A 19,239-nucleotide genomic window follows, 5' to 3' on the forward strand; every position below is an offset into this window, starting at 1 on the left:
ACATCGGCATGCCACTACCGAAATTCAATTGGAACGCGCGAAAGAAGCGACCCGCCATACCGCATCAAGTGCGAAACCTTATCCGGCCATGTGTCGCTAAGAGGAAGCTTCATGCAATTTCTCTACATTGCCAAAGAGAGATTTGATCCGTCCAGAGGCAAGGAATGGACGAAATACGTCGAGTGGTCGGGCCTCACACAATTGACCGAAGTCGTCACCCTCGATGGAATGCTCGGCCCGATCGCGCTTGGCGAGACAAAGGACAGCTACTGGCCCCACATTGTGAACGAGGACCGGATGCTCGATTTCTTTGTGGACCTGGAGTTTCTGCTTTCGCAACTGGCGGATACCAACGAACTGAATATTTTAAGCGTAATTCGAAAGCCGTCGTCGGACGTGCATTCGATTGATTGGGGCGGTTTCATCTTCCTGGGCTACGACTTGTTGGATCAAGAAGTTTCCATAAGCGCGTTGACCAACTGCGGCGGATTTCCCGACGTGTTTGCGAATTCGGAGTTGTCTCAAGTTGGCCTGATACCTGACTTTGATCGTGCCGTTGAAATTCAGGGCATGCTGCGCCGGATGCACCCTGAGGAACGTCACGCCCATTGTGACATATGGGCAATTTCGAGATGGCGAGGCGATGACGAGCTGCGGAATCCCAGGATCGCATCAGGCTGACTTTCGACCCACGATACTCGCAATCGCCAGCGCCAGGCACATCAGGCCAAGCGTGATCGGCAGGCCTCTTGCACCCAGAACATCCATCGCTGTGCCGGCCAGCGGCGGCACTGCGATGCCGCCGACGCCCCACATCAGGGAGAAGGCGGCGTTGCCGGCAACCAGTGTCGAGCTGGTGAAGCGCTCGCCGAGCTCGATGATCGACATCGTGTAGATGCCGTAGGAAACCGCACCCCAGACAAAGATCATCGGCCAGATCAGTGGCGTCTCGATGAGAAACGGCAGGAGCAGGCAGCCGAGCACCGTGATCGCGACACAGGCAAGCCGCACCAGACGCGCGGAGAGCCTTTCGGCCAGCAGGCCAAGTGGTACCTGCATGGCGATGTTGCCGGCGATCATCACCGAAAGCAGCGCCGACATGCGGGTCTCCGTGATGCCGTGATGGGTGCCATAGACGGGCAGCAAGGCCAGCGCGCCCTGCTCGAAGCCGGCGGCAACGATAACGGCAAACAAAAGCAGCCACGCCAAGGGCACGAAGCCCAGGACGGAAACCCGATGCCCGGCCTCGTCGACCTTGGGCAGACGCGGCAGCACCGACGCCAGGCAGATGCCGCACAGCACGAAGGCGAAAATGCCGACGAGGAAGGGCGGCCAGCCCTCTGTGCCGACGGCAAGCAGGCAAAGCGGCCCAGCTGCGAAGCCGGCCGAGATGATCGTCGAATAGACGCCCATGACACGGCCGCGCCGGGCCGGCGGCGCCAGCGCGATCACCCAGATCTCGCTCAGCACGTAAAGCGGGTTGGTGACGACGCCGATCAGGAAGCGCAACGGAAACCACAGATAGACATCCTGCGTCCAGCCGATCAGCGCCAGCACGATCGCCGAAAGCGCCGCACAGGAGAGCGCCGTGCGCCCTGCCCCGAACCGGCGCGCCAGCGCCGGGATCAGCGGTGACGAGACGATGAAGCCGATCGGTGTCATTGCCGCCGACAGGCCGATCATCGCCGGTGAGACGCCCTGGCGCTGCAGGATGAAGCTCAGCAGCGGATAGGACAGGCCTTGCGCGATCGCGAACACCGAGACGGTCGCGATCACGCCGGTGATCGCCGCCCATTGCATCGCCGTCTCACTGTCGCTCGACCCGTTCGCGTTCATGCCTTGCCGCTCCGGCGCACGGACGAGCGATACAGCGCAAACATCACCAGCAACGCGTCGAGACCGGCGATCACGACCGGCAGGCCGAGCGGGCCGATGCCTTGCATGAGCAGCCCGGCACCCGGCGGGCCGACAATACCGCCTGCGCCCCACATCAGCGCGAAGGCGGCGTTGCCGGCGACCAGCACCGAGCCCTTGAAACGGCTGCCCAGTTCGACCAGCGCCATTGTGTAGACGCCGTAGCCGACGGCGCCCATCACCAGCAGCACGACCCAGATTAGCGGCGTCAAGACCAGCAGCGGCAGCGAAAGCGCACAAGTCGCGGTTGCCAGCGCACAGACGATGATCATGGCACGACCGCCAAAACGCTCCGCCAGCAGGCCGAGTGGGATCTGCAGCAGGATGTTGCCCAGCGAAAGCGCCATCACCAGCGAGGCAAGCACGGCCTCCGCCAGGCCGTAGCTGGCGCCGAACACCGGCAACAGCGCATAGGTGCTTTGCTGGACCGCGGCCGAAACCAGGACGGCAAGCAGCAGTGCCGGCGCCACCTTGGCAAAGCCGACGAGGCCGCTGGCAGGTTGGCCGTCATCCTCGAAACCGGTGAGCCTGGAAGAGACGGCGTGCAGGATCACCGCGCAGAGCGTAAAGCCGGCGACACCGACCAGGAACGGAGCCCAGCCCGACGTGCCCAGCAGGGTCAGTGCAAATGGCCCGGCCGCATAGCCGGCGCCCAACATCGTGTTGAACACGCCCATGACCCGGCCCCGCCGCGATGGCGGCGCCAGCGACAGCGCCCAGACCTCGCCAAGTATGTAGAGCGGATTGATGACCACGCCAATGATGAAGCGGATGACGAACCAGGCCACCCAGTCCTGCAGATAGCCGATGCCCAGGAAGCAGAGCGCGCCGATCAGCGAGCAGCCGACCGCCAGCGTGCGTGCGCCGACCAGCCGCACCGCGGCCGGCACGAAGGAAGCCGAAAGGATCAGGCCCAGCGGCATCATCGCCGCCGACAAGCCGATCAGCGCGGGCGACATTCCCTGCTTCTGCATCAGCAGCGTGAACAGCGGCGAGCTCAGCCCTTGCGCGGCGCCGAACATGGCAAGTGCTGCGGTGACGCCGGCAAGCGCTGCCCACTGCGTTCCCGCTTCGCCTTCGCTCGAGCCGGTCGCGACCATGCTGATACTGTCATCCATGTGAAAGTGCAGGCCATCCCGCCGGCAAGCCCGACTAGCTACTGGTTCGATTTGGGGAAAGGAAGGGCCGGACGGCGAAATCCGCTTGCGCCACCGGACCCGTCCTGTCGGCTGAAGCCGATCGGTCCCTCATCGAATGGAGGCAGGTGCTGAACCTGGTGGAGGCTACGGAAAATACCGGGCGATAGCCCCCTTCTTGCCGTCGGCGTAAGGCTTCAGCCACTTGTCGTCGATGGAAATCCCGTCATCGTCGGAAGGTCCCTTGCCGATCGTCCTGCGCCAGGCGCGGAACTTGTAGTGGTCGAACACATCGAGCATATGCACTGCATAAGCGGCGGCGAAGGTCTTGTCGCCCTCCACGATCACCATGTTCTCGTCATTCTCGTAGGAAGCCTTGTAACCGAGATTGTGGCTGCCGGTGATGACGGTGGCGTTGTCCTCCATCGGATCGATGATGACGATCTTGTCGTGCACGATCGCATGGCCGACGGTCAGCACCTCCGCCTGGAAGTCGCGGGCAATCGTGGCGCCGGTCAGGTTTGCCGCCCGCACAATGGAGACGTTTGGCATCTCCCAGACCTTCTCCGGGAATACGAAGGGCGACTTGCCGTCCTTGTTCGATTTGTGGGTGACCGGATCCTTGGTCGGCGCGACATAGTTGGGCATCGCGGTTTCGTCGCTGATCGCGCCTTGCACGATCAGATCCGGATCGGCCTTGGCTGCCGCGACGGCCTGGTCGACGATCGAGTTTTCGCCGAGCAGCGACGGATTGAACACCAGGAACAGCACCGCGCGCTTCGCCGCCTTGATGCGGGCGAAGACATCCTCGAGGTCGACCGGCCGCACCGAGATGTCCTTCTTGTTGCGGTCGGGATCGTTGGGAGAGAACCAGACCGTCATGCCGTCCAGCGTTGCCGTGGCGCCGTTCAGCGGATTGGGCAGGTGGTTTTCCCTACGAAACGGCACGCCTTGCGTCTGCACGACGTGGCCGGCAGCGCTTTCCGAGGTTGGCGGCGGGAACACATCGGCCTTCATGCGCTGCCAATAGGCGTCGAAGATCTCGGCCATCGCCGGATCGTCACGGATGAAGGCGTTGTTCGATTGTCCGCAAATGCCCGTCGACGTCCAGTTGGTGCTGCCGGTCATCACCGCTTGCGGCTTGCCCTGGGCATCGCGGTAGACGGCAAACTTGTTGTGGCCGATATGGTTGTTATTGAAGAGGCGGTCGCTCACCACGACGCCCGCGTCGTGCAGGCGCTTCCTGTACGGCGCGTTGCCGGCGTCCCAGGCCTTGGTCTGGTCGTCCCTGCCCGAATTGGCAAGAATGACCTCGACGACATCCTTGGCGCCGACAATCGCGTCGCACAGCTCGTCGTCGCCAAGCTCGTAGAGCGCAAGCCTGACGGTGCCGCCTTCGGTCTTGGCTCGTTTCAGCAGGCTGGTCAGCACATCGGGCACATCGCCATGCAGATACGCGCGTATCTTGCTGGTCGGATCCTGCAGCACCGCCCTGATCTTGTCGCGCTGCCCGACCTTGATGCCGGCCTCTTGCAGCGCATGCGACATCCATTGCGTCGACAGCACGCCGTTGGTGAAGGCAACCCGCGCCTTGCCGAACATCTGCCCGAGAAAGATCGGTGGGCTGACCGCACCCTGGCCGAGATAACCGAGCGGGCGCGCCGGCCCGGTATAGGCGGGTTTGCCATCGACGATCTGATCGGGTCGCACCGGCACCGGGTCGAGACCCGGCTTCATGTCGCCGACCGGCCGCACCCGGTAGGCTATCATTTCACCCTCCGGCCTGACGTCGATGCTGTCGCGCCGCCGCCGCACGGTGAGATCGCGCCAGAAAGTCTTCTGCACCGGCCAGACGCCGGTATCCTGGGGAATCCATCGTGGATTGCGTTGACCCTTGAAAGGCACCCAGGAGGCCAGGCAGCGTTCCTCGCCAGTGTCGGGATAGATGCGCACGATCTCGAACCCGAGGCAGCCAGGGATCATGCCGTCTATATCCCAGGAAAGGAACGCGACTTCGTTGTTTGTCGCGGCGCGCACTTTGACGACGTCAGGCATGGCTTTCCCTCCAGAGACGTTCGGCGCGCCAATATAGCAGAAGTAAAAGACGGATGTGTAACGCGTTTCACTTAGCGTCGATCCGGCCGCTGGTCCCAGGCCAGCGCATCGCCACGATCGGGGCGATATTCTTGCCGTGCAACTGCCGTTCCGGCATGTCGCTTCCCTCGCCCTAGTGGTCGCCGCCTCCGCAACGACCGGCGGGTCGCCAGTCCATTATGCCGCCCGCTACCGCATCGTACGAGGACCATCATGACCGCCGCCCTACAACCTGCAGAACCGTCATTGGCCACCGACCGCGCCCGTCGTGGCGGCCGCGCTGGAAAGCGCGCCGGCGGTTCGGCCGCGTTCGAGCAGCCGGCTTTCCGCCAGCTGAAGAACCCGCTCGCGCCGACCAGGCTGGTTTCGGACGACGAGCTGGAATCGATCCATCTCGCCTCCTTGCGCGTGCTGAGGGAAATCGGCGTCGATGTTCTGCATGACGAGGCCCGCCGCATCATGAAGGCGCATGGCGCCGACGTGCGTGACGGCAGCGAGCGGGTGCGCTTCGACAGCGACATGATCCTGGAACTGGTATCGCACTGTCCGTCGGAGTTCACCATCCACTCGCGCAACCCGGCGCACAATGTGCGCTTCGGCGGCAACAATCTGATCATCTCGATGATGGCATCGGCGCCCAACTGCTCCGACATCGACCGCGGCCGCCGGCCCGGCAACCAGCAGGATTACCGCAACTTCCTCAAGCTCGCTCAGATGCACAACATCCTGAACTGCACCGGCGGCTATCCGGTCGAGCCGACCGATATCCATCCGTCGGTCCGGCACCTGGAGTGCGTCCGCGACCTCGCCACGCTGACCGACAAGGTGTTTCACATCTACTCGCTCGGCAAGGAGCGCAATGTCGACGGCATCGAGATCGCCAGGATCGCGCGCGGCATCAGCCACGAGCAGTTGCTCGAGGAGCCGTCGGTCTTCACCATCATCAACACCAATTCGCCGCTCAAGCTCGATGTGCCGATGATGGAAGGCATCATCCAGATGTCGAGCAAGGGCCAGGTCGTCGTCGTCACGCCGTTCACCCTTTCGGGGGCCATGGCGCCGGTGACGATCGCCGGCGCGCTGGTGCAGCAGAACGCCGAAGCGCTGTCCGGCATCGCCTTTGCCCAGATGGTGCGCAAGGGCGCGCCCGTCGGCTATGGCGGCTTCACCTCCAATGTCGACATGAAGTCCGGTTCACCGGCCTTCGGCACGCCCGAATACATGAAGGCACAGCTGGTCGGCGGCCAGCTTGCCCGCCGCTACAACATACCCTACCGCACCTCCAACACCTGCGCCGCCAACACGGTCGATGCGCAGGCGGCGTACGAGAGCGTGTTCTCGCTGTGGGGCGCCATCCAGGGCGGCGGCAATCTGATGATGCATGCCGCCGGCTGGCTCGAAGGCGGCCTTCGCTGCTCCTACGAGAAGACCATTTTGGACATCGACCTGCTGCAGATGGTGGCGGAGTTCCTGACCCCGCTCGACCTGTCCGAAGAAGCGCTCGGCTTCGATGCCATCCAGTCGGTCGGCCCCGGCGGCCATTTCTTTGGCACGCAGCACACGCAGGCCCGCTACAAGACCGCCTTCTACTCGCCGATCCTCTCCGACTGGCGCAATTTCGAGACCTGGGCGGAAGCCGGCTCGCCGACAGCGCTGGAAAAGGCCAACAAGGTGTGGAAGGAGCGGCTGGCCTCCTACGAAGAGCCCTATATAGACCCAGCCATTCGCGAGGAACTCAACGCCTTCGTCGAAAAGCGCCGGTCCGAGGGCGGCGCGCCGACCGACTTCTAAGCGGCACGCCGCGACCGTTAACCTCGGCCTCGCGACGTTCCAGCGCCAACCCAAAGAACCTGATTCAGTTTACGCAAAAACGGACCTATCTTGATGAAATCTCATGTAAAAGCGGTTGTCATCGGCGGCGGCGTCGTCGGCTGCTCGGTTCTCTACCATCTGGCCAAGGCCGGCTGGACCGACATCATGCTGATCGAGCGCTCGGAGCTTACCTCCGGCTCGTCCTGGCATGCGGCCGGCGGCTTCCACACGCTGAACGGCGACCCCAACGTCGCCAAGCTGCAGGCCTATACGGTGCAGCTCTACAAGGAGATCGAGGAGATTTCCGGCCAATCCTGCTCGCTGCACCTGACCGGCGGCGTGATGATGGCGGATACGCCGGAGCGCATGGACTTCCTGCGGCTCGCCCACGCCAAGGGCCGCTATCTCGGCATGGACACCGAGTTGATCACGCCGTCCGAAGCCAAGGCGATGTTCCCACTGATGGACGAGACCAATTTCGTCGGCGCCATGTGGGATCCGGTCGAGGGCCATCTTGATCCGTCCGGCACGACGATCGCCTATTCCAAGGCGGCCAAGAAGCTCGGTGCCGAGATCGTGCTGCGCAACCGCGTCGTCGAACTGACGCAAGAGGTCGACGGCACCTGGAATGTCGTCACCGAACAAGGCACGGTTCGTGCCGAGCATGTCGTCAACTGCGGCGGCCTGTGGGCACGTGAGATCGGCCGCATGGTGGGCGTCGAATTGCCGGTGCTGGCCATGGAGCACATGTACCTGCTCACCGAGCCAATGCCGGAGGTCGAGGAATTCAACAAGTCGACCGGTCGCGAGATGATCGGCGTGCTTGACTTCAAGGGCGAGATCTACACCCGCCAGGAGCGCAACGGCATTCTGCTCGGCACCTATGAAAAGGCATGCAAGCCGTGGTCGCCGGTCAACACGCCGTGGGATTTCGGCCATGAATTGCTCGCCCCCGACCTCGACCGCATTGCGCCGTCGCTGGAGATCGGCTTCAAGCATTTCCCCGGCATCGAGAAGGCCGGCATCAAGCAGATCATCAACGGCCCCTTCACCTTCGCGCTCGACGGCAACCCGCTGGTCGGCCCGGTGCAGGGCCTGACCAATTTCTGGTGCGCCTGCGCCGTCATGGCCGGCTTCAGCCAGGGTGGCGGCGTCGGCTTGGCGCTGTCGAACTGGATGGTCCACGGCGATCCCGGCTTCGACGTGTGGGGCATGGACGTCGCCCGCTTCGGCGAATGGGCCGGCCTGCGCTACACCAACGCCAAGGTGCGCGAAAATTATTCACGCCGCTTCTCCATCCGCTTCCCCAATGAGGAACTGCCGGCCGCACGCCCGGCGCAGACGACGCCGCTCTACGATACGATGCTCGCCAACAACGCCGTCATGGGCGACTCCTGGGGTCTCGAAACCCCGCTCTGGTTCGCTCCGAAGGGCAAGGAGCCGAAGGACATCGTCTCCTTCCATCGCTCCAATGATTTTGGGCCGATCGGCGAGGAAGTGCGCGCGACCCGCGAGCGCGTCGGCGTCACTGAGATCGCCAACTTCGCCAAATACGAAGTGTCCGGACCAGGGGCGGAGGATTTCCTCAACCGGCTGATGACCAACCGTATGCCGAAGACCGGCCGCATCGTGCTGACGCCGATGATCAACGAATTCGGCAAGCTGATCGGCGACTTCACCATCGCCAAGGCCGGCGAGGACCGGTTCATGATCTGGGGCTCGTCGGCGGCGCAGAAATATCACATGCGCTGGTTCGAGAAGCATCTGCCTAAGGACGGTTCGGTGCGCATCCACCGTTTCGACCAGACGCTGGTCGGTCTGTCGATCGCCGGGCCTAAGTCCCGCGACCTCTTGCAGAAGCTCGTCGATGTCGACATCTCGACAAAAGCCTTCCGCTTCATGGATTTCCGCGAGATGGCGGTCGGCGGTGCGCCCTGTTTGGTCAATCGCATCACCTACACCGGTGATCTCGGCTACGAGATTTGGATGGCGCCGTCCTACCAGCGCCTTGTCTATAAGGCGATCAAGGATGCCGGCGAGGAATTCGGCCTTGTCGATTTCGGCATGCGCGCTTTGCTGTCGATGCGCCTGGAAAAGAACTTCCCGACCTGGTTCCGCGAGTTGCGGCCGATCTACGGACCGTTCGAAGGCGCGATGGACCGCTTCATCAAGCTCGAGAAGAACGACTTCATCGGCCGCGAGGCTGCCGCCAAGGAACAGGCCGAGGGGCCAAAACTGCGCCGTGTCTCCTTCATCGTCGATGCCGCCGACGCCGATGTGATGGGCGACGAGCCGATCTGGGCCAAGGTCTCCAAGGACTACGGCACGGTGGAAAAGCCGCATGGCTACGGCGCGCCGCGCTTCGACGATGGCGGAGAGGAAATACGCGGCTCCAAGGCAGCTGAAGGCGCTTCGGCCGTGCGCGGCATCGTTGACAGCGACTGGCGCGTGGTCGGCTGGGTGACATCAGGCGGCTATGCGCACTATGTGCAGAAGTCGATGGCACAGGGTTACGTCCCGGCAGCACTCGCCGAGGACGAAAGTGCCGGGCTGTTCGAGATCGAGATCCTCGGACATCGGCGCCCGGCCCGCATCAACGTCGAAGCACCGTTCGACCCGAGTGGCGAGAAGATGCGGACCTGAGGTTCGGTCATGGACAGCGCTGGGCCGAAGGGCAGCTTTGGCCGCCATCGCAAGATCATGCCGTTCGAGCCGGGCTCGATCGAGGCGCTGCGCGACGTTTCCCGCCAGAAGGCGGCGTCGCTCAACCAGCATGTGCTGGGCTATGGCGCCCAAGCGGAAGCTGAATGGGCAGCGGCAGGTATTGCCGCTCCCGATCTGCCGGCGATGCGCCGATACCGGCTGGACCGCATCCGCGCCGAGTTGAAGCGCCGCGACTATGCCGGCGCCCTGCTCTACGATCCGGTCAACATCCGCTACGCCACCGATTCCACCAACATGCAGTTGTGGGTGGCGCACAACCCGACACGGCATTGTTTCGTCGCCACCGACGGGCCGGTGGTGCTGTTCGATTATTTTTCCTGCGAGCACCTGTCCGACCATTCCGGCATCGTCGACGAGGTGCGGCCCGCTGTCTCATGGATGTATCTCTATGGTGGCGAACTGACCGAACAAAAAGTCCGCCGCTGGGCCGCCGGCATTGCCGATCTGGTCAGGGAACATGGCGGCGGCAACAGCCGCATCGCGGTCGATCACATCAACCCGGAAGGCGTCGAGGAACTCGCCCGTCTGGGTGTGACGATCGGCAATGGCGAAGCGGTGATGGAAAATGCGCGGCTGATCAAATCATCGGACGAGATTCTCGCCATGCGCCGCGCCATCGTCGCTTGCGAGGCGGCGATGGGCGAGATGGAGCAGACCCTGCGGCCTGGCATTTCCGAGAACGAGCTGTGGGCAGAACTGCATCGCGGCAACATTGCGCGTGGTGGCGAATGGATCGAGACGCGACTGCTGACGTCAGGCCCGCGCACCAACCCGTGGTTCCAGGAATGCTCGTCGCGCAAGATCGAAGCCGGCGACCTGGTCGCCTTCGACACCGACCTGATCGGCCCCTACGGCTTCTGCGCGGACCTGTCGCGCACCTGGCTGTGCGGTGATGCAAAGCCGACCAACGAACAGCGCGACCTGTTCCGCATCGCCGTCGATCAGATCACCTACAATACCGAATTGATGCAGCCGGGCACCTCGTTCCGCGACCTTGTCGAACGATCGGCGGTGCCGCCCGGAGACTGTTTTCCGACGCGCTACGGCGTGCTCTATCACGGCGTCGGCCTGGCCGACGAATACCCGACCTTGCCGCATGCCAGCGACTGGACCCCCGACACGCCGGACGGCGTGCTGGAGCCGGGCATGGTGCTGTGCGTGGAAAGTTATATCGGCCGGCTTGGTCGACGCGAGGGCGTCAAGATCGAAGAGCAGATCCTCATCACCGCGACCGGCAACGAAAAACTTTCAACCTACCCGTTGGATGCGAGGCTGCTCGGCTAATCCCGCAAGTGCCTCGCGCATCGCCCTGACCGTCTTTTCCGGTGTCGTTGCGGCGGTGATGAACGGCAGGCCTTTGCGCCGTCCCGTCCAGCCGACGACCTTCACCGCTCGCGCCGCCGGCTCCAAACGCTGCGCCAGCGCCCAGCTTCCGCAGTCGATGGCCGCGACATCCGCCTTGCCTTCGGCCACAGCGACGATCGAGTCGCGATGGCCGCCGCTTTCGCTGCGCGTCGAGAATATATCCAGGTCTTCGCCGGCCGCTTGCAGGTCGCGCGTCAGCGCAATGATGCCTGACATGGAATCAAGGCTGTTGAAGGTGAAGCGCTTGCCGCGGATCAGATCGAGCGGGATGCGAGCGCGGCCATCCGCAGGCGATCGAACCTCCGGCCCCTCGCCAGCCCGCATCACCAACGCGCTCGAATAGAGCTCACCCTGCCCGCCCTCACAGGCGTCGTAGCTCGGCTGACCGACCACCTGAACGTGTTCGGACAGGCCGAGTTCCATCGGTCCCCAGCAGGTCTGCGCAAACAGCAGCGCCGGATGCAGCCAAAGCTTGTGAAAATCGAGCTCGTCTGGCGGCAATGTCGCCGGGTCTGGCGCGATCAGTTTTCCCTGGGCATCATGAATGCCACCCGGCACCGGCGGCAGTTCGCCATTGCGGCGCACGATCGTTTGCGGCGCGTCGATACCCCTCCGCCGGAAGGCGTCGCGCAAGCGCGCCCATTGGGCGTCGACCTCGTCGCGCGCTTCGGGCCAGTCATACATCGGCAACGCCGCAACCAATTCGCTCATGCCGGAATCTGACCGTTGTATCTGGGATTGAAGGGGACCGACCGCAGCCAGTCTAGCAGGCATTACCCACTCGCCGCAAAACTCATTCCTTCGGCGGCTCGGCGGGAACCGGTGCGGAGCCGAGCCCATTGATGTTGCGCGCCCTGATGCGAGGTTTGAACGCCCTGCCCGGCTCCGGCGCGCGCCGGAGCACCGGGTGCACGATCGGCTCCTTCGCCTTGAAGGCATAGGCTTTGATCAGCGCGAAATAATTCGGATAGGCATAGCCATTGTTCATCCGCAACCATTCATCGCGACGGTCACGAAACAGCTTCGGCAGCCGGTACCACGCCACGGTCGGGCTCTTGTGGTGGACGAAGTGCAGATTGTTGTTGAGGAACAGGAGCGACAGCGGCGAGCGCTCGACGATCACCGTGCGGCCCTCCGGGTGTTCGGACCATTGATGCTCGGCGAAGGTGCGGATCGAGATCAGCGACTGGCCGAGCCAGACCGGTACCAGGACGTAGAGCCACAGCGGGATGCCGAAGCCGAACTGGACGATGGGCATCACGATGGCGAGGCCGATCGCATGCAGCAGCCACGCCTTGCGGATCGTCTTGTCGCCGGCGATCATGTGCTTGGCGTCGTCGATGAAGAAGCCGACGCAGGACAGCCAGGGGCCGAGCACGAAGCGGCCAGCCATGGTGTTGTTGATCTTGAGCAGGAATTTCATCGTCGGCGGCAAGTCGTCATGCTGCCAGAGCGCCTGGTAGTAGCTCTCGGGATCGTCCAGCGGATCGGTCAGCCGCTCGTCGGCATGATGGCGCAGATGAATGGTCTTGAAGCGGCGGAACGGCCAGACGAGACCGATCGGCAGGAAGACGAAGGCCTCATTGATCCGCGCATTGCGCGTTGGATGACCGTGCAGCACTTCGTGCATGATCGACGATTGCAATGCGGCGGTGAAGGCCAGGACGGCGAGCGCGGAGATCGGGTAGGATGGCCAGAGCAGGAAGCCGGTGGCGAACCATGTTGCGTAGCAGAAGAATGCGAGAACCACGGTCGGCCATTCGATGGCCGGTACGCTACGCTGTCTGATGCTCATGCTAGTCATGCTATCGACCACTGTCCCTCAGTCGCCGGAACCCCAACTGGTTCCTGACATCATTGTGTCAGGAGAAGCGATTCCACTCAACGAGACAAAGTGTACAAAATGTTGCGATTGCGCATTTTTGACAGCACATGTTACACATTGTAAACAATATTGGGGATTCATTTACGCCTGAGGCGTCCATCCGGCAGCTTTGGCGCAAATTTTTCCTCCTGATTCGCGGAGCCAAGTGATGGACAAACGAGATCTGTCAGCAATCTTTCGGGAGCGTCTGAAGCTGCTCCTGACACGGTCCGATCTCAACCAGTCATCTTTCGCGACCGCGGTCGGCATCGATCGCTCAGCCCTGTCGCAACTGCTGTCCGGCGCCTCGACACGCCTGCCCCGGGCGGAAACCCTGCTCAATATCGCTGCCGAGTTCAAAGTGTCGCTGGACTGGCTGCTTGGCCTCAGCCAGGACGAGGGTGTCACCGGCGAGATCCGCGAGAGCCTGGAGATCGAGGAAGCGCGCGACGGCTTCGACCGCACGCTGCTGGCAAAGTGGTTCGCCGAGGCGGCGGGTACCAAGATCCGCTATGTGCCGGCAGGCATCCCCGATCTTCTGCGAACACACGCGCTCGTCGACTACGAAGCCAACATCACCAACAGGAGCCGTCAGACGCAAGCCAACGAAACCCAATACCGCATCGACTACAACCGGCGACCGGAAACCGACATGGAAGTCTGCATGCCGCGCCATACGCTGGAGATCTTTGCCCGCGGCCTGGGCGTGTGGGACCGTTTTCCGGAGGCCGACCGCCGACAACAACTCGCCCATATGGCAACGCTGCTTGACGATCTCTACCCAACCTTCCGCTTGTTTCTGTATGACGGCCGCATGCGCTATTCCATTCCCCTCACCATCTTCGGCCCCTATCGGGCGGCTATCTATGTCGGCGACATGTATGTGGTGCTGAACGCCACCCAGCCGGTCCAGGCCTTGACCCAGCATTTCGACAATCTGATCCGTGCCGCCGACGTCAACCCGCACGAAGCCGCCGCCTTCGCGCGCAATCTGGCCAACATGTCCTTCGCATCAGGCTCTGCCTGATCGACGGCAATCGTGGATCATTCAACCCAACGCCCGGCCGTCGACATCGCCAGTCAATCGCGGCAAAATCGTTGACTACACATAAAGACTTCTTTATATCCTTATTCGAATTCGAAACATGAAAGCCAATCCGATGACGACGACCAACCCGATCGATGCGCTTCTGGCTGAAAAGGGCGTGCTGTTGGCCGATGGCGCCACTGGCACCAACCTGTTCGCCATGGGGCTGGAGGCTGGCGAAGCGCCGGAGCTGCTGAACGAGACGGCGCCCGAAACCATCACCAGCCTGCACCAGAATTTCGTCGATGCGGGCGCCGACATCATCCTCACCAATTCCTTTGGCGGCACCCGTCACCGGCTGAAGCTGCACCATGCACAGGACCGTGTGCACGCGCTGAACAAGCGCGCCGCCGAGATTGCGCGTGCCGTCGCCGACAAGGCCGGCCGCAAGGTGATCGTCGCCGGCTCGGTCGGTCCGACCGGCGAATTGCTGGTGCCGCTTGGCGCCATGACCTATGACGAGGCCGTCGACGCCTTTGCCGAACAGATCGAGGGTCTCAAGGCCGGTGGCGCCGAAGTCGCCTGGATCGAGACCATGTCGGCTCCCGACGAGATCCGCGCCGCTGCCCAAGCCGCCATCCGCGTCGGCCTGCCCTACACCTACACCGGGTCCTTCGACACCGCCGGCCGCACCATGATGGGCCTGCTGCCGAAGGACATCCACGGCGTCGTCGACGGCTTGTCGCAAGCGCCGCTCGGCGTCGGTGCCAATTGCGGCGTCGGCGCCTCCGACATCCTGGCATCGCTGCTCGACATGACCGAGGCGAAGCCGGAGGCGACTGTGATCGTCAAGGGCAATTGCGGCATTCCCGAATTCCGCGGCACCGAGATTCATTATTCCGGCACGCCGGAACTGATGGCCGACTATGTCAGGCTTGCCGTCGATGCCGGTGCGAAAATCGTCGGCGGCTGCTGCGGCACCTCGTTCCAGCACCTTGCCGCCATGCGCAAGGCACTCGACGCGCACACCAAGGCGGATCGTCCGACCGTTGGCGCGATTGTCGAGCGCATCGGTGCGATGCGCAACAAGGTGGCGACCGAAAACACCGCCGAGACCAGCGAAGCCCGCCGCGAGCGTCGCCGCAGCCGGGCCTGACCTTATCGTTTCTGATTATTCGCTGTTGTCGGCGTAGCTCGACTGCGCCGACTTGAAATCGGTACCGGCGCCGGCGGCCGTATCGCCGCGCATCGTCATCAGCGCCCCCGACGCACTGGGGTCGGAGATCTGCTCCAGCATGACGCGAAAACGATCATTGTTCAGCGCAGAGATGGCGGTGTGACGCGCTTGGGCCACATCGTCGCTGATGCGTCTGGATTCCGCCGACGGCGCGGACGCTGCCGATCCTAGTGCCGAAATATCTCGGGTTATCGAGTTCGCAACAGTCCTGATCAGCAATTCCGGCTCCCTCAAGCCCAAACATTAGCCTCTGCGTAACAAGAGGAAATTGCCATCATCTACCGGAAATCCAACGCAATTTAACAATCCGCAAAAAAAGGCCGGCAAGGAATGAACCCTCGCCGGCCTGCCTCACCCGCCCGTGGGTCGGTTTCCCGTATCAGAACGATCCCATCTGAAAGAAACCGGCCGTCATCACCACTACCGATTTCCGCCCAGCGCCGAGGCAAGGCGCACAAGCGAGAGGAACTCGGACCTGTACCCAAACGGGTCGGATCCTCGAGCGGCAGTGGCAATCTCCATGATCTTGTCGTAACCGAACTTCGCGGTCGCATCCTCGTCGCGCAGCTTCTGGCCGAAGGCCGCGACGGCCACGGAGAAGCGCTGGTCGGTGCCGGCCTCGTCGAAGGACGAGACCTCGTTGGCCGAAGTCACCGGCGTGGTGATCAGCTTCGAGACGTCCTCGTTGGGCAGCTTGTAGCGGATCTTGACGAAGGCATATTCGCCGGCATTGGCGACTCCCCCATTGTCCACCGACGCCTGGCCGTAGCGCAGCGGATCGATCTGCTCGCCACCGCTGCCCTTCGGCGTGATCTCGTAGATCGCGGTGACCGAATGGCCCGAACCGATATCGCCGGCATCGACGCGGTCATTGTTGAAATCCTCGCGGTTGAGCGCCCGGGTCTCATACCCGATCAGCCGATATTCCGAGACCTTGTTCGGGTTGAACTCGACCTGGATCTTCACATCCTTGGCGATGGTGAACAGCGTCGAGGAGGCATCCTCGACCAGCACCTTTTCGGCCTCGGCGAGCGTGTCGATATAGGCGGCCGTGCCGTTGCCGTTCTGGGCGATGGTCTGCATCATCTGGTCGTTCAGATTGCCGCGGCCAAAGCCGAACACCGACAGGAAGACACCGGTCTTGCGCTCGCTTTCGATCAACCGCTTCAGATCGTCGTCATCCGTCTGGCCGACATTGAAGTCGCCATCTGTGGCGAGCATCACCCGGTTGACGCCGTCCTTGACGAAGGATTGCTGGGCAAGCTTGTAGGCTTCCTTGATGCCCGCCTCGCCGGCCGTCGAGCCGCCGGGCTGCAGATTGTCGATGGCATTGAGGATCTTGTCCTTCTCGGCAACTTTTGTCGGCATCAGCACGGTGCCGGCCTCACCCGCATAGGTCACGATCGAGATCGTGTCGTCTGCCTTCAATTTGCCGACCAGAAGTCGGAAAGCCGACTTGAGCAGCGGCAGCTTGTCCGGCTCGTCCATCGAGCCCGACACGTCGATCAGGAAGACCAGATTGGCTTTCGGCTGCTCGGTCGGCTTGACGTCAAAACCCTTGATGGCGACATGCATCAGCTTGGTGTGCGTGTTCCACGGTGTCGGCATGACGCTGACCGTCGAGTTGAACGGCGTCGTGGCGGAGTCCGGGCCCTTCCAGTCATAAGGGAAGTAGTTGATCATCTCCTCGACGCGAACCGTGTCGGCCTGCGGCACGAACCCTTCCTTCAGCGAACGCCGCACGAAGGAATAGGAAGCCGTGTCGACATCGATCGAGAAGGTCGAGACCGGATCCTCGAGCGCGGCATGCAGCGGATTGGTCTTGAAATCCTCGATGCGGTCGCGGTTTTCCTCTTGCGGCTGAACCTGGTCGGCCGGAGCCATGGCTGGCTGCTGCGCCATCAGCTTGGACTCGGCCGGCATGCGGGCGTCCCGCGACGTGCTAGGTGCACTTACAGTACCGTCCAGCGCAAATTCGCCTGTCGGGGCCGGTGCCGGGGGTGCAATATTCATTGCCACACTTCCGGCGCCAGTAGCATCTTGTCGGGGAGCGCTCTTCGCCGCCTCCTGCTGTGCACCGCCGATAGCAATGGTCGATTCGGATTTCGGCGGTGAGGCCGGCGCGACAAGCGCATCTGTGGCGTCGCGACTTTCTACATCCGCGTCGGCCTTCTTGTCTTTCTCCAGTTCGGTGCGGGCCGGCTTGAGCTCGTTGGTCGTCTGCTTCACCGTCGCAGGCTTGTCGGCCAGCGTTTCGGTGATCTTCTCGTCGCCGCCGAATTTGGGCGGCTGTTCCCTCAGCATGTGGAAGGTGGCGTATCCGGCGATCGGCAGGGCGACGAGCCCGGCAAGAGCCGGCGCGGCAATGAGTTTCTTTTGCATGATCTCGCTCCAGAGCTTTTGTGCTCGCTCTGTGAGACGAAGCCCGCCAACCGATCCTTGGGTCACGGTCGAAATATTTTCCTGGTCATAGGCGCGCATGGCGGCTTCGAAGGCGCGAGCCTTCGCGCTCTCACCCGGCGCCGGCGCCGCGATGTCGCGCAGTCTGTTGAGTTCGTTGTCGTCGACCATGGTCACACTTCCCCGACCGAGCGCATCAGCGTCTTCAGCCGTTTCTTCGCTTCATGGATGTGCCAGGAAACCGTCGCCTCCGAGATCGCCATCGCCTCAGCGGCGGCCGCATGGCTCAAGCCCTCCCCGTAAACAAGCAGCACGGCGTCGCGCTGCTTGTCCGGCAGTTGTCGCACCGCCGCCCACAATGCCTCGGCCGGGTCTTCCGGCTCTGCCGAAGCCTCGCCCGAGATCAGCGCGTGAACGCCGTAGGCCTCCGTCTTTGCCATATCGCAAGCGGACTTGCGCATCATGTCGCGCGCGGCGTTCAGGGTCACGGAGTAGAGCCATGTCGTGAAGGCGCCGCCGCCGCGATAGTCGCGGATAGCCCGGCCAAGCCGGACGCAGACTTCCTGGGCGATGTCTTCGGCATCGGCCTTCTTGCCGCACCAGCGATAGGCGGCGCGATAGACGAAGTCATAATGCCTTTCCAGCAATTTGCTGAAGGCCCCCCTGTCTCCGCCCTTCGCCCGCCCGATCAGTTCGGCGTCGGAGGCTTCGCTCTCATCCAGCATCATCGCCATCATTTGCCTGTTGGACGAAGGCTAATGGCGATTCCTTGGGGCAATGGAAAGATTTTTTTGGAAACGGGTAGATCGTGGCCATCGCTGCCCTGCTTGACAGATACATATCTCTGCAGTTATACGTCGATCAATAGCCGCCGAGTTATCGATCCCAATGACGAATGCTCACGATATCCTTTTCCGAACGCTCTCCGATCCGACGCGTCGGGCAATCTTCGAGCGCCTGTGCCGGGAAGGCGAGCAGACGGTCGGCGCTCTGACGGCTCAGTCCGGGGTCTCGCAACCAGCCGTATCAAAGCATCTCGGCGTGCTCAGGCATGCCGGGCTGGTGCGCGACCGCCATGAGGGACGGCAGACTCATTACAGCGCCCAACTCGGCGCACTTGCACCACTGACTGACTGGACGAACCAGATGAACGCATTCTGGCAGAGCCGGTTCGACGACCTCGAAAATCTGCTCAATAGAATGGACCAATGACCAACATTGCGACCGAAACGCGCTCCGTCGTTGTCGAACGAGATATACCTCATCCGCCGGAAAAGATCTGGCGCGCTCTCACCCAACCGCATTTGATTGAGGAGTGGCTGATGAAGAATGATTTCAAGCCAGTCGCGGGTCATCGCTTCAATCTGCGAAAGGACCCACAGCCTGACGTGAGCATCGTCGTTGACTGTCAGGTAACCGCAATCGAGCCGAACAAGACACTGTCCTACACCTGGCAGGCCTATGGCCTCGAGAGTGTCGTCACATGGACTCTCATGCCGACCAGCACGGGCACTCGATTGCGCATGGAGCAGTCCGGCTTCCGGCCGGATCAGGAGCAGGCATACCGGGGTGCGACTAGTGGGTGGCGGCAGTACTTTGCAAACCTGGCTGAGGTCCTGGCGCGAATGGATTGAAACCCGCCGAGTGGATCACTGGGTCCGCTTCG

At 62.6% G+C, this 19,239-nt stretch carries 16 protein-coding genes; 8 read left to right on the top strand and 8 right to left on the bottom strand.

Annotated features, from left to right (window positions below; all coding sequences use genetic code 11):
* The first annotated feature begins 111 nt into the window (after positions 1-111).
* Entirely contained in the window at positions 112-681 is a 570-nt protein-coding gene (locus AC07FD_RS11355) for a hypothetical protein (protein WP_478349924.1), read from the top strand.
* Here AC07FD_RS11355 and AC07FD_RS11360 read toward each other — a convergent pair.
* The 3 genes from AC07FD_RS11360 to AC07FD_RS11370 all read right to left on the bottom strand — a co-directional run bounded on the left by AC07FD_RS11360 (position 673) and on the right by AC07FD_RS11370 (position 5,105).
* The gene (locus AC07FD_RS11360; RefSeq protein WP_478349925.1) at positions 673-1,836 is read right to left on the bottom strand and encodes an MFS transporter; all 1,164 of its coding nucleotides are present in this window, start codon (positions 1,834-1,836) and stop codon (positions 673-675) included. The genes AC07FD_RS11355 and AC07FD_RS11360 overlap by 9 nt on opposite strands.
* Positions 1,833-3,014: an MFS transporter gene (locus AC07FD_RS11365; RefSeq protein WP_478350048.1), complete on the bottom strand. Its 1,182-nt coding sequence runs from the start codon at positions 3,012-3,014 to the stop codon at positions 1,833-1,835. Before AC07FD_RS11365 ends, AC07FD_RS11360 begins: the two co-directional genes overlap by 4 nt.
* A 183-nt stretch (positions 3,015-3,197) precedes the next feature.
* Positions 3,198-5,105: a phospholipase D-like domain-containing protein gene (locus AC07FD_RS11370; RefSeq protein ID WP_478349926.1), complete on the bottom strand. Its 1,908-nt coding sequence runs from the start codon at positions 5,103-5,105 to the stop codon at positions 3,198-3,200.
* Positions 5,106-5,357: 252 nt separating this feature from the next.
* Here AC07FD_RS11370 and AC07FD_RS11375 point away from each other — a divergent pair, with 252 nt between their 5' ends.
* From AC07FD_RS11375 to AC07FD_RS11385, 3 genes are all read left to right on the top strand, one after another.
* Positions 5,358-6,935: a trimethylamine methyltransferase family protein gene (locus AC07FD_RS11375; protein WP_478349927.1), complete on the top strand. Its 1,578-nt coding sequence runs from the start codon at positions 5,358-5,360 to the stop codon at positions 6,933-6,935.
* A gap of 93 nt (positions 6,936-7,028) precedes the next feature.
* Positions 7,029-9,599, top strand: coding sequence for a GcvT family protein (locus AC07FD_RS11380; protein WP_478349928.1), 2,571 nt, complete (start codon positions 7,029-7,031; stop codon positions 9,597-9,599).
* Between the two features lie 9 nt (positions 9,600-9,608).
* On the top strand, positions 9,609-10,964 hold the full coding sequence (locus tag AC07FD_RS11385) for a M24 family metallopeptidase (protein ID WP_478349929.1): 1,356 nt from the start codon (positions 9,609-9,611) through the stop codon (positions 10,962-10,964).
* On the opposite strand, the gene AC07FD_RS11390 is transcribed toward AC07FD_RS11385, so the two are convergent.
* Positions 10,929-11,756, bottom strand: a complete 828-nt coding sequence (locus tag AC07FD_RS11390; protein ID WP_478349930.1) for a phosphate/phosphite/phosphonate ABC transporter substrate-binding protein — start codon at positions 11,754-11,756, stop codon at positions 10,929-10,931. The genes AC07FD_RS11385 and AC07FD_RS11390 overlap by 36 nt on opposite strands.
* Before the next feature lie 82 nt (positions 11,757-11,838).
* Positions 11,839-12,849 carry a fatty acid desaturase gene (locus AC07FD_RS11395; protein WP_478349931.1) on the bottom strand — a complete coding sequence of 337 codons (1,011 nt, stop codon included), beginning with the start codon at positions 12,847-12,849 and terminating at the stop codon, positions 11,839-11,841.
* Positions 12,850-13,078: 229 nt separating this feature from the next.
* On the opposite strand from AC07FD_RS11395, the gene AC07FD_RS11400 reads away from it, so the two are divergent.
* Complete coding sequence (locus tag AC07FD_RS11400) at positions 13,079-13,936, top strand: helix-turn-helix domain-containing protein (protein ID WP_478349932.1); 858 nt, start codon at positions 13,079-13,081, stop codon at positions 13,934-13,936.
* Positions 13,937-14,069: 133 nt separating this feature from the next.
* Entirely contained in the window at positions 14,070-15,092 is a 1,023-nt protein-coding gene (bmt, locus tag AC07FD_RS11405; RefSeq protein WP_478350049.1) for a betaine--homocysteine S-methyltransferase, read from the top strand.
* A gap of 15 nt (positions 15,093-15,107) precedes the next feature.
* Here the strand turns inward: bmt and AC07FD_RS11410 are convergent, their stop codons facing one another.
* The 3 genes from AC07FD_RS11410 to AC07FD_RS11420 form a co-directional block, all read right to left on the bottom strand.
* Positions 15,108-15,392 carry a hypothetical protein gene (locus tag AC07FD_RS11410; RefSeq protein ID WP_478349933.1) on the bottom strand — a complete coding sequence of 95 codons (285 nt, stop codon included), beginning with the start codon at positions 15,390-15,392 and terminating at the stop codon, positions 15,108-15,110.
* Between the two features lie 201 nt (positions 15,393-15,593).
* Positions 15,594-17,744 carry a vWA domain-containing protein gene (locus AC07FD_RS11415; protein WP_478349934.1) on the bottom strand — a complete coding sequence of 717 codons (2,151 nt, stop codon included), beginning with the start codon at positions 17,742-17,744 and terminating at the stop codon, positions 15,594-15,596.
* Between the two features lie 2 nt (positions 17,745-17,746).
* Complete coding sequence (locus tag AC07FD_RS11420; protein WP_478349935.1) at positions 17,747-18,307, bottom strand: RNA polymerase sigma factor; 561 nt, start codon at positions 18,305-18,307, stop codon at positions 17,747-17,749.
* A gap of 154 nt (positions 18,308-18,461) precedes the next feature.
* On the opposite strand from AC07FD_RS11420, the gene AC07FD_RS11425 reads away from it, so the two are divergent.
* Complete coding sequence (locus AC07FD_RS11425) at positions 18,462-18,785, top strand: ArsR/SmtB family transcription factor (protein WP_478349936.1); 324 nt, start codon at positions 18,462-18,464, stop codon at positions 18,783-18,785.
* Entirely contained in the window at positions 18,782-19,207 is a 426-nt protein-coding gene (locus tag AC07FD_RS11430; RefSeq protein ID WP_478349937.1) for an SRPBCC family protein, read from the top strand. The genes AC07FD_RS11425 and AC07FD_RS11430 overlap by 4 nt, the downstream gene beginning before the upstream one ends.
* Positions 19,208-19,239: the final 32 nt, after the last annotated feature.

This window comes from Mesorhizobium waitakense (genome assembly GCF_056431085.1).

What these genes read in the sequence shown, in the direction of transcription:
- AC07FD_RS11355 (WP_478349924.1), top strand. Translation starts at nt 112, where the DNA reads ATGCAATTTCTCTACATTGCCAAAGAGAGATTTGATCCGTCCAGAGGC.
- AC07FD_RS11360 (WP_478349925.1), bottom strand. Translation starts at nt 1,836, where the DNA reads ATGAACGCGAACGGGTCGAGCGACAGTGAGACGGCGATGCAATGGGCG.
- AC07FD_RS11365 (WP_478350048.1), bottom strand. Translation starts at nt 3,014, where the DNA reads ATGGTCGCGACCGGCTCGAGCGAAGGCGAAGCGGGAACGCAGTGGGCA.
- AC07FD_RS11370 (WP_478349926.1), bottom strand. Translation starts at nt 5,105, where the DNA reads ATGCCTGACGTCGTCAAAGTGCGCGCCGCGACAAACAACGAAGTCGCG.
- AC07FD_RS11375 (WP_478349927.1), top strand. Translation starts at nt 5,358, where the DNA reads ATGACCGCCGCCCTACAACCTGCAGAACCGTCATTGGCCACCGACCGC.
- AC07FD_RS11380 (WP_478349928.1), top strand. Translation starts at nt 7,029, where the DNA reads ATGAAATCTCATGTAAAAGCGGTTGTCATCGGCGGCGGCGTCGTCGGC.
- AC07FD_RS11385 (WP_478349929.1), top strand. Translation starts at nt 9,609, where the DNA reads ATGGACAGCGCTGGGCCGAAGGGCAGCTTTGGCCGCCATCGCAAGATC.
- AC07FD_RS11390 (WP_478349930.1), bottom strand. Translation starts at nt 11,756, where the DNA reads ATGAGCGAATTGGTTGCGGCGTTGCCGATGTATGACTGGCCCGAAGCG.
- AC07FD_RS11395 (WP_478349931.1), bottom strand. Translation starts at nt 12,849, where the DNA reads ATGACTAGCATGAGCATCAGACAGCGTAGCGTACCGGCCATCGAATGG.
- AC07FD_RS11400 (WP_478349932.1), top strand. Translation starts at nt 13,079, where the DNA reads ATGGACAAACGAGATCTGTCAGCAATCTTTCGGGAGCGTCTGAAGCTG.
- bmt (WP_478350049.1), top strand. Translation starts at nt 14,070, where the DNA reads ATGACGACGACCAACCCGATCGATGCGCTTCTGGCTGAAAAGGGCGTG.
- AC07FD_RS11415 (WP_478349934.1), bottom strand. Translation starts at nt 17,744, where the DNA reads ATGGTCGACGACAACGAACTCAACAGACTGCGCGACATCGCGGCGCCG.
- AC07FD_RS11420 (WP_478349935.1), bottom strand. Translation starts at nt 18,307, where the DNA reads ATGGCGATGATGCTGGATGAGAGCGAAGCCTCCGACGCCGAACTGATC.
- AC07FD_RS11425 (WP_478349936.1), top strand. Translation starts at nt 18,462, where the DNA reads ATGACGAATGCTCACGATATCCTTTTCCGAACGCTCTCCGATCCGACG.
- AC07FD_RS11430 (WP_478349937.1), top strand. Translation starts at nt 18,782, where the DNA reads ATGACCAACATTGCGACCGAAACGCGCTCCGTCGTTGTCGAACGAGAT.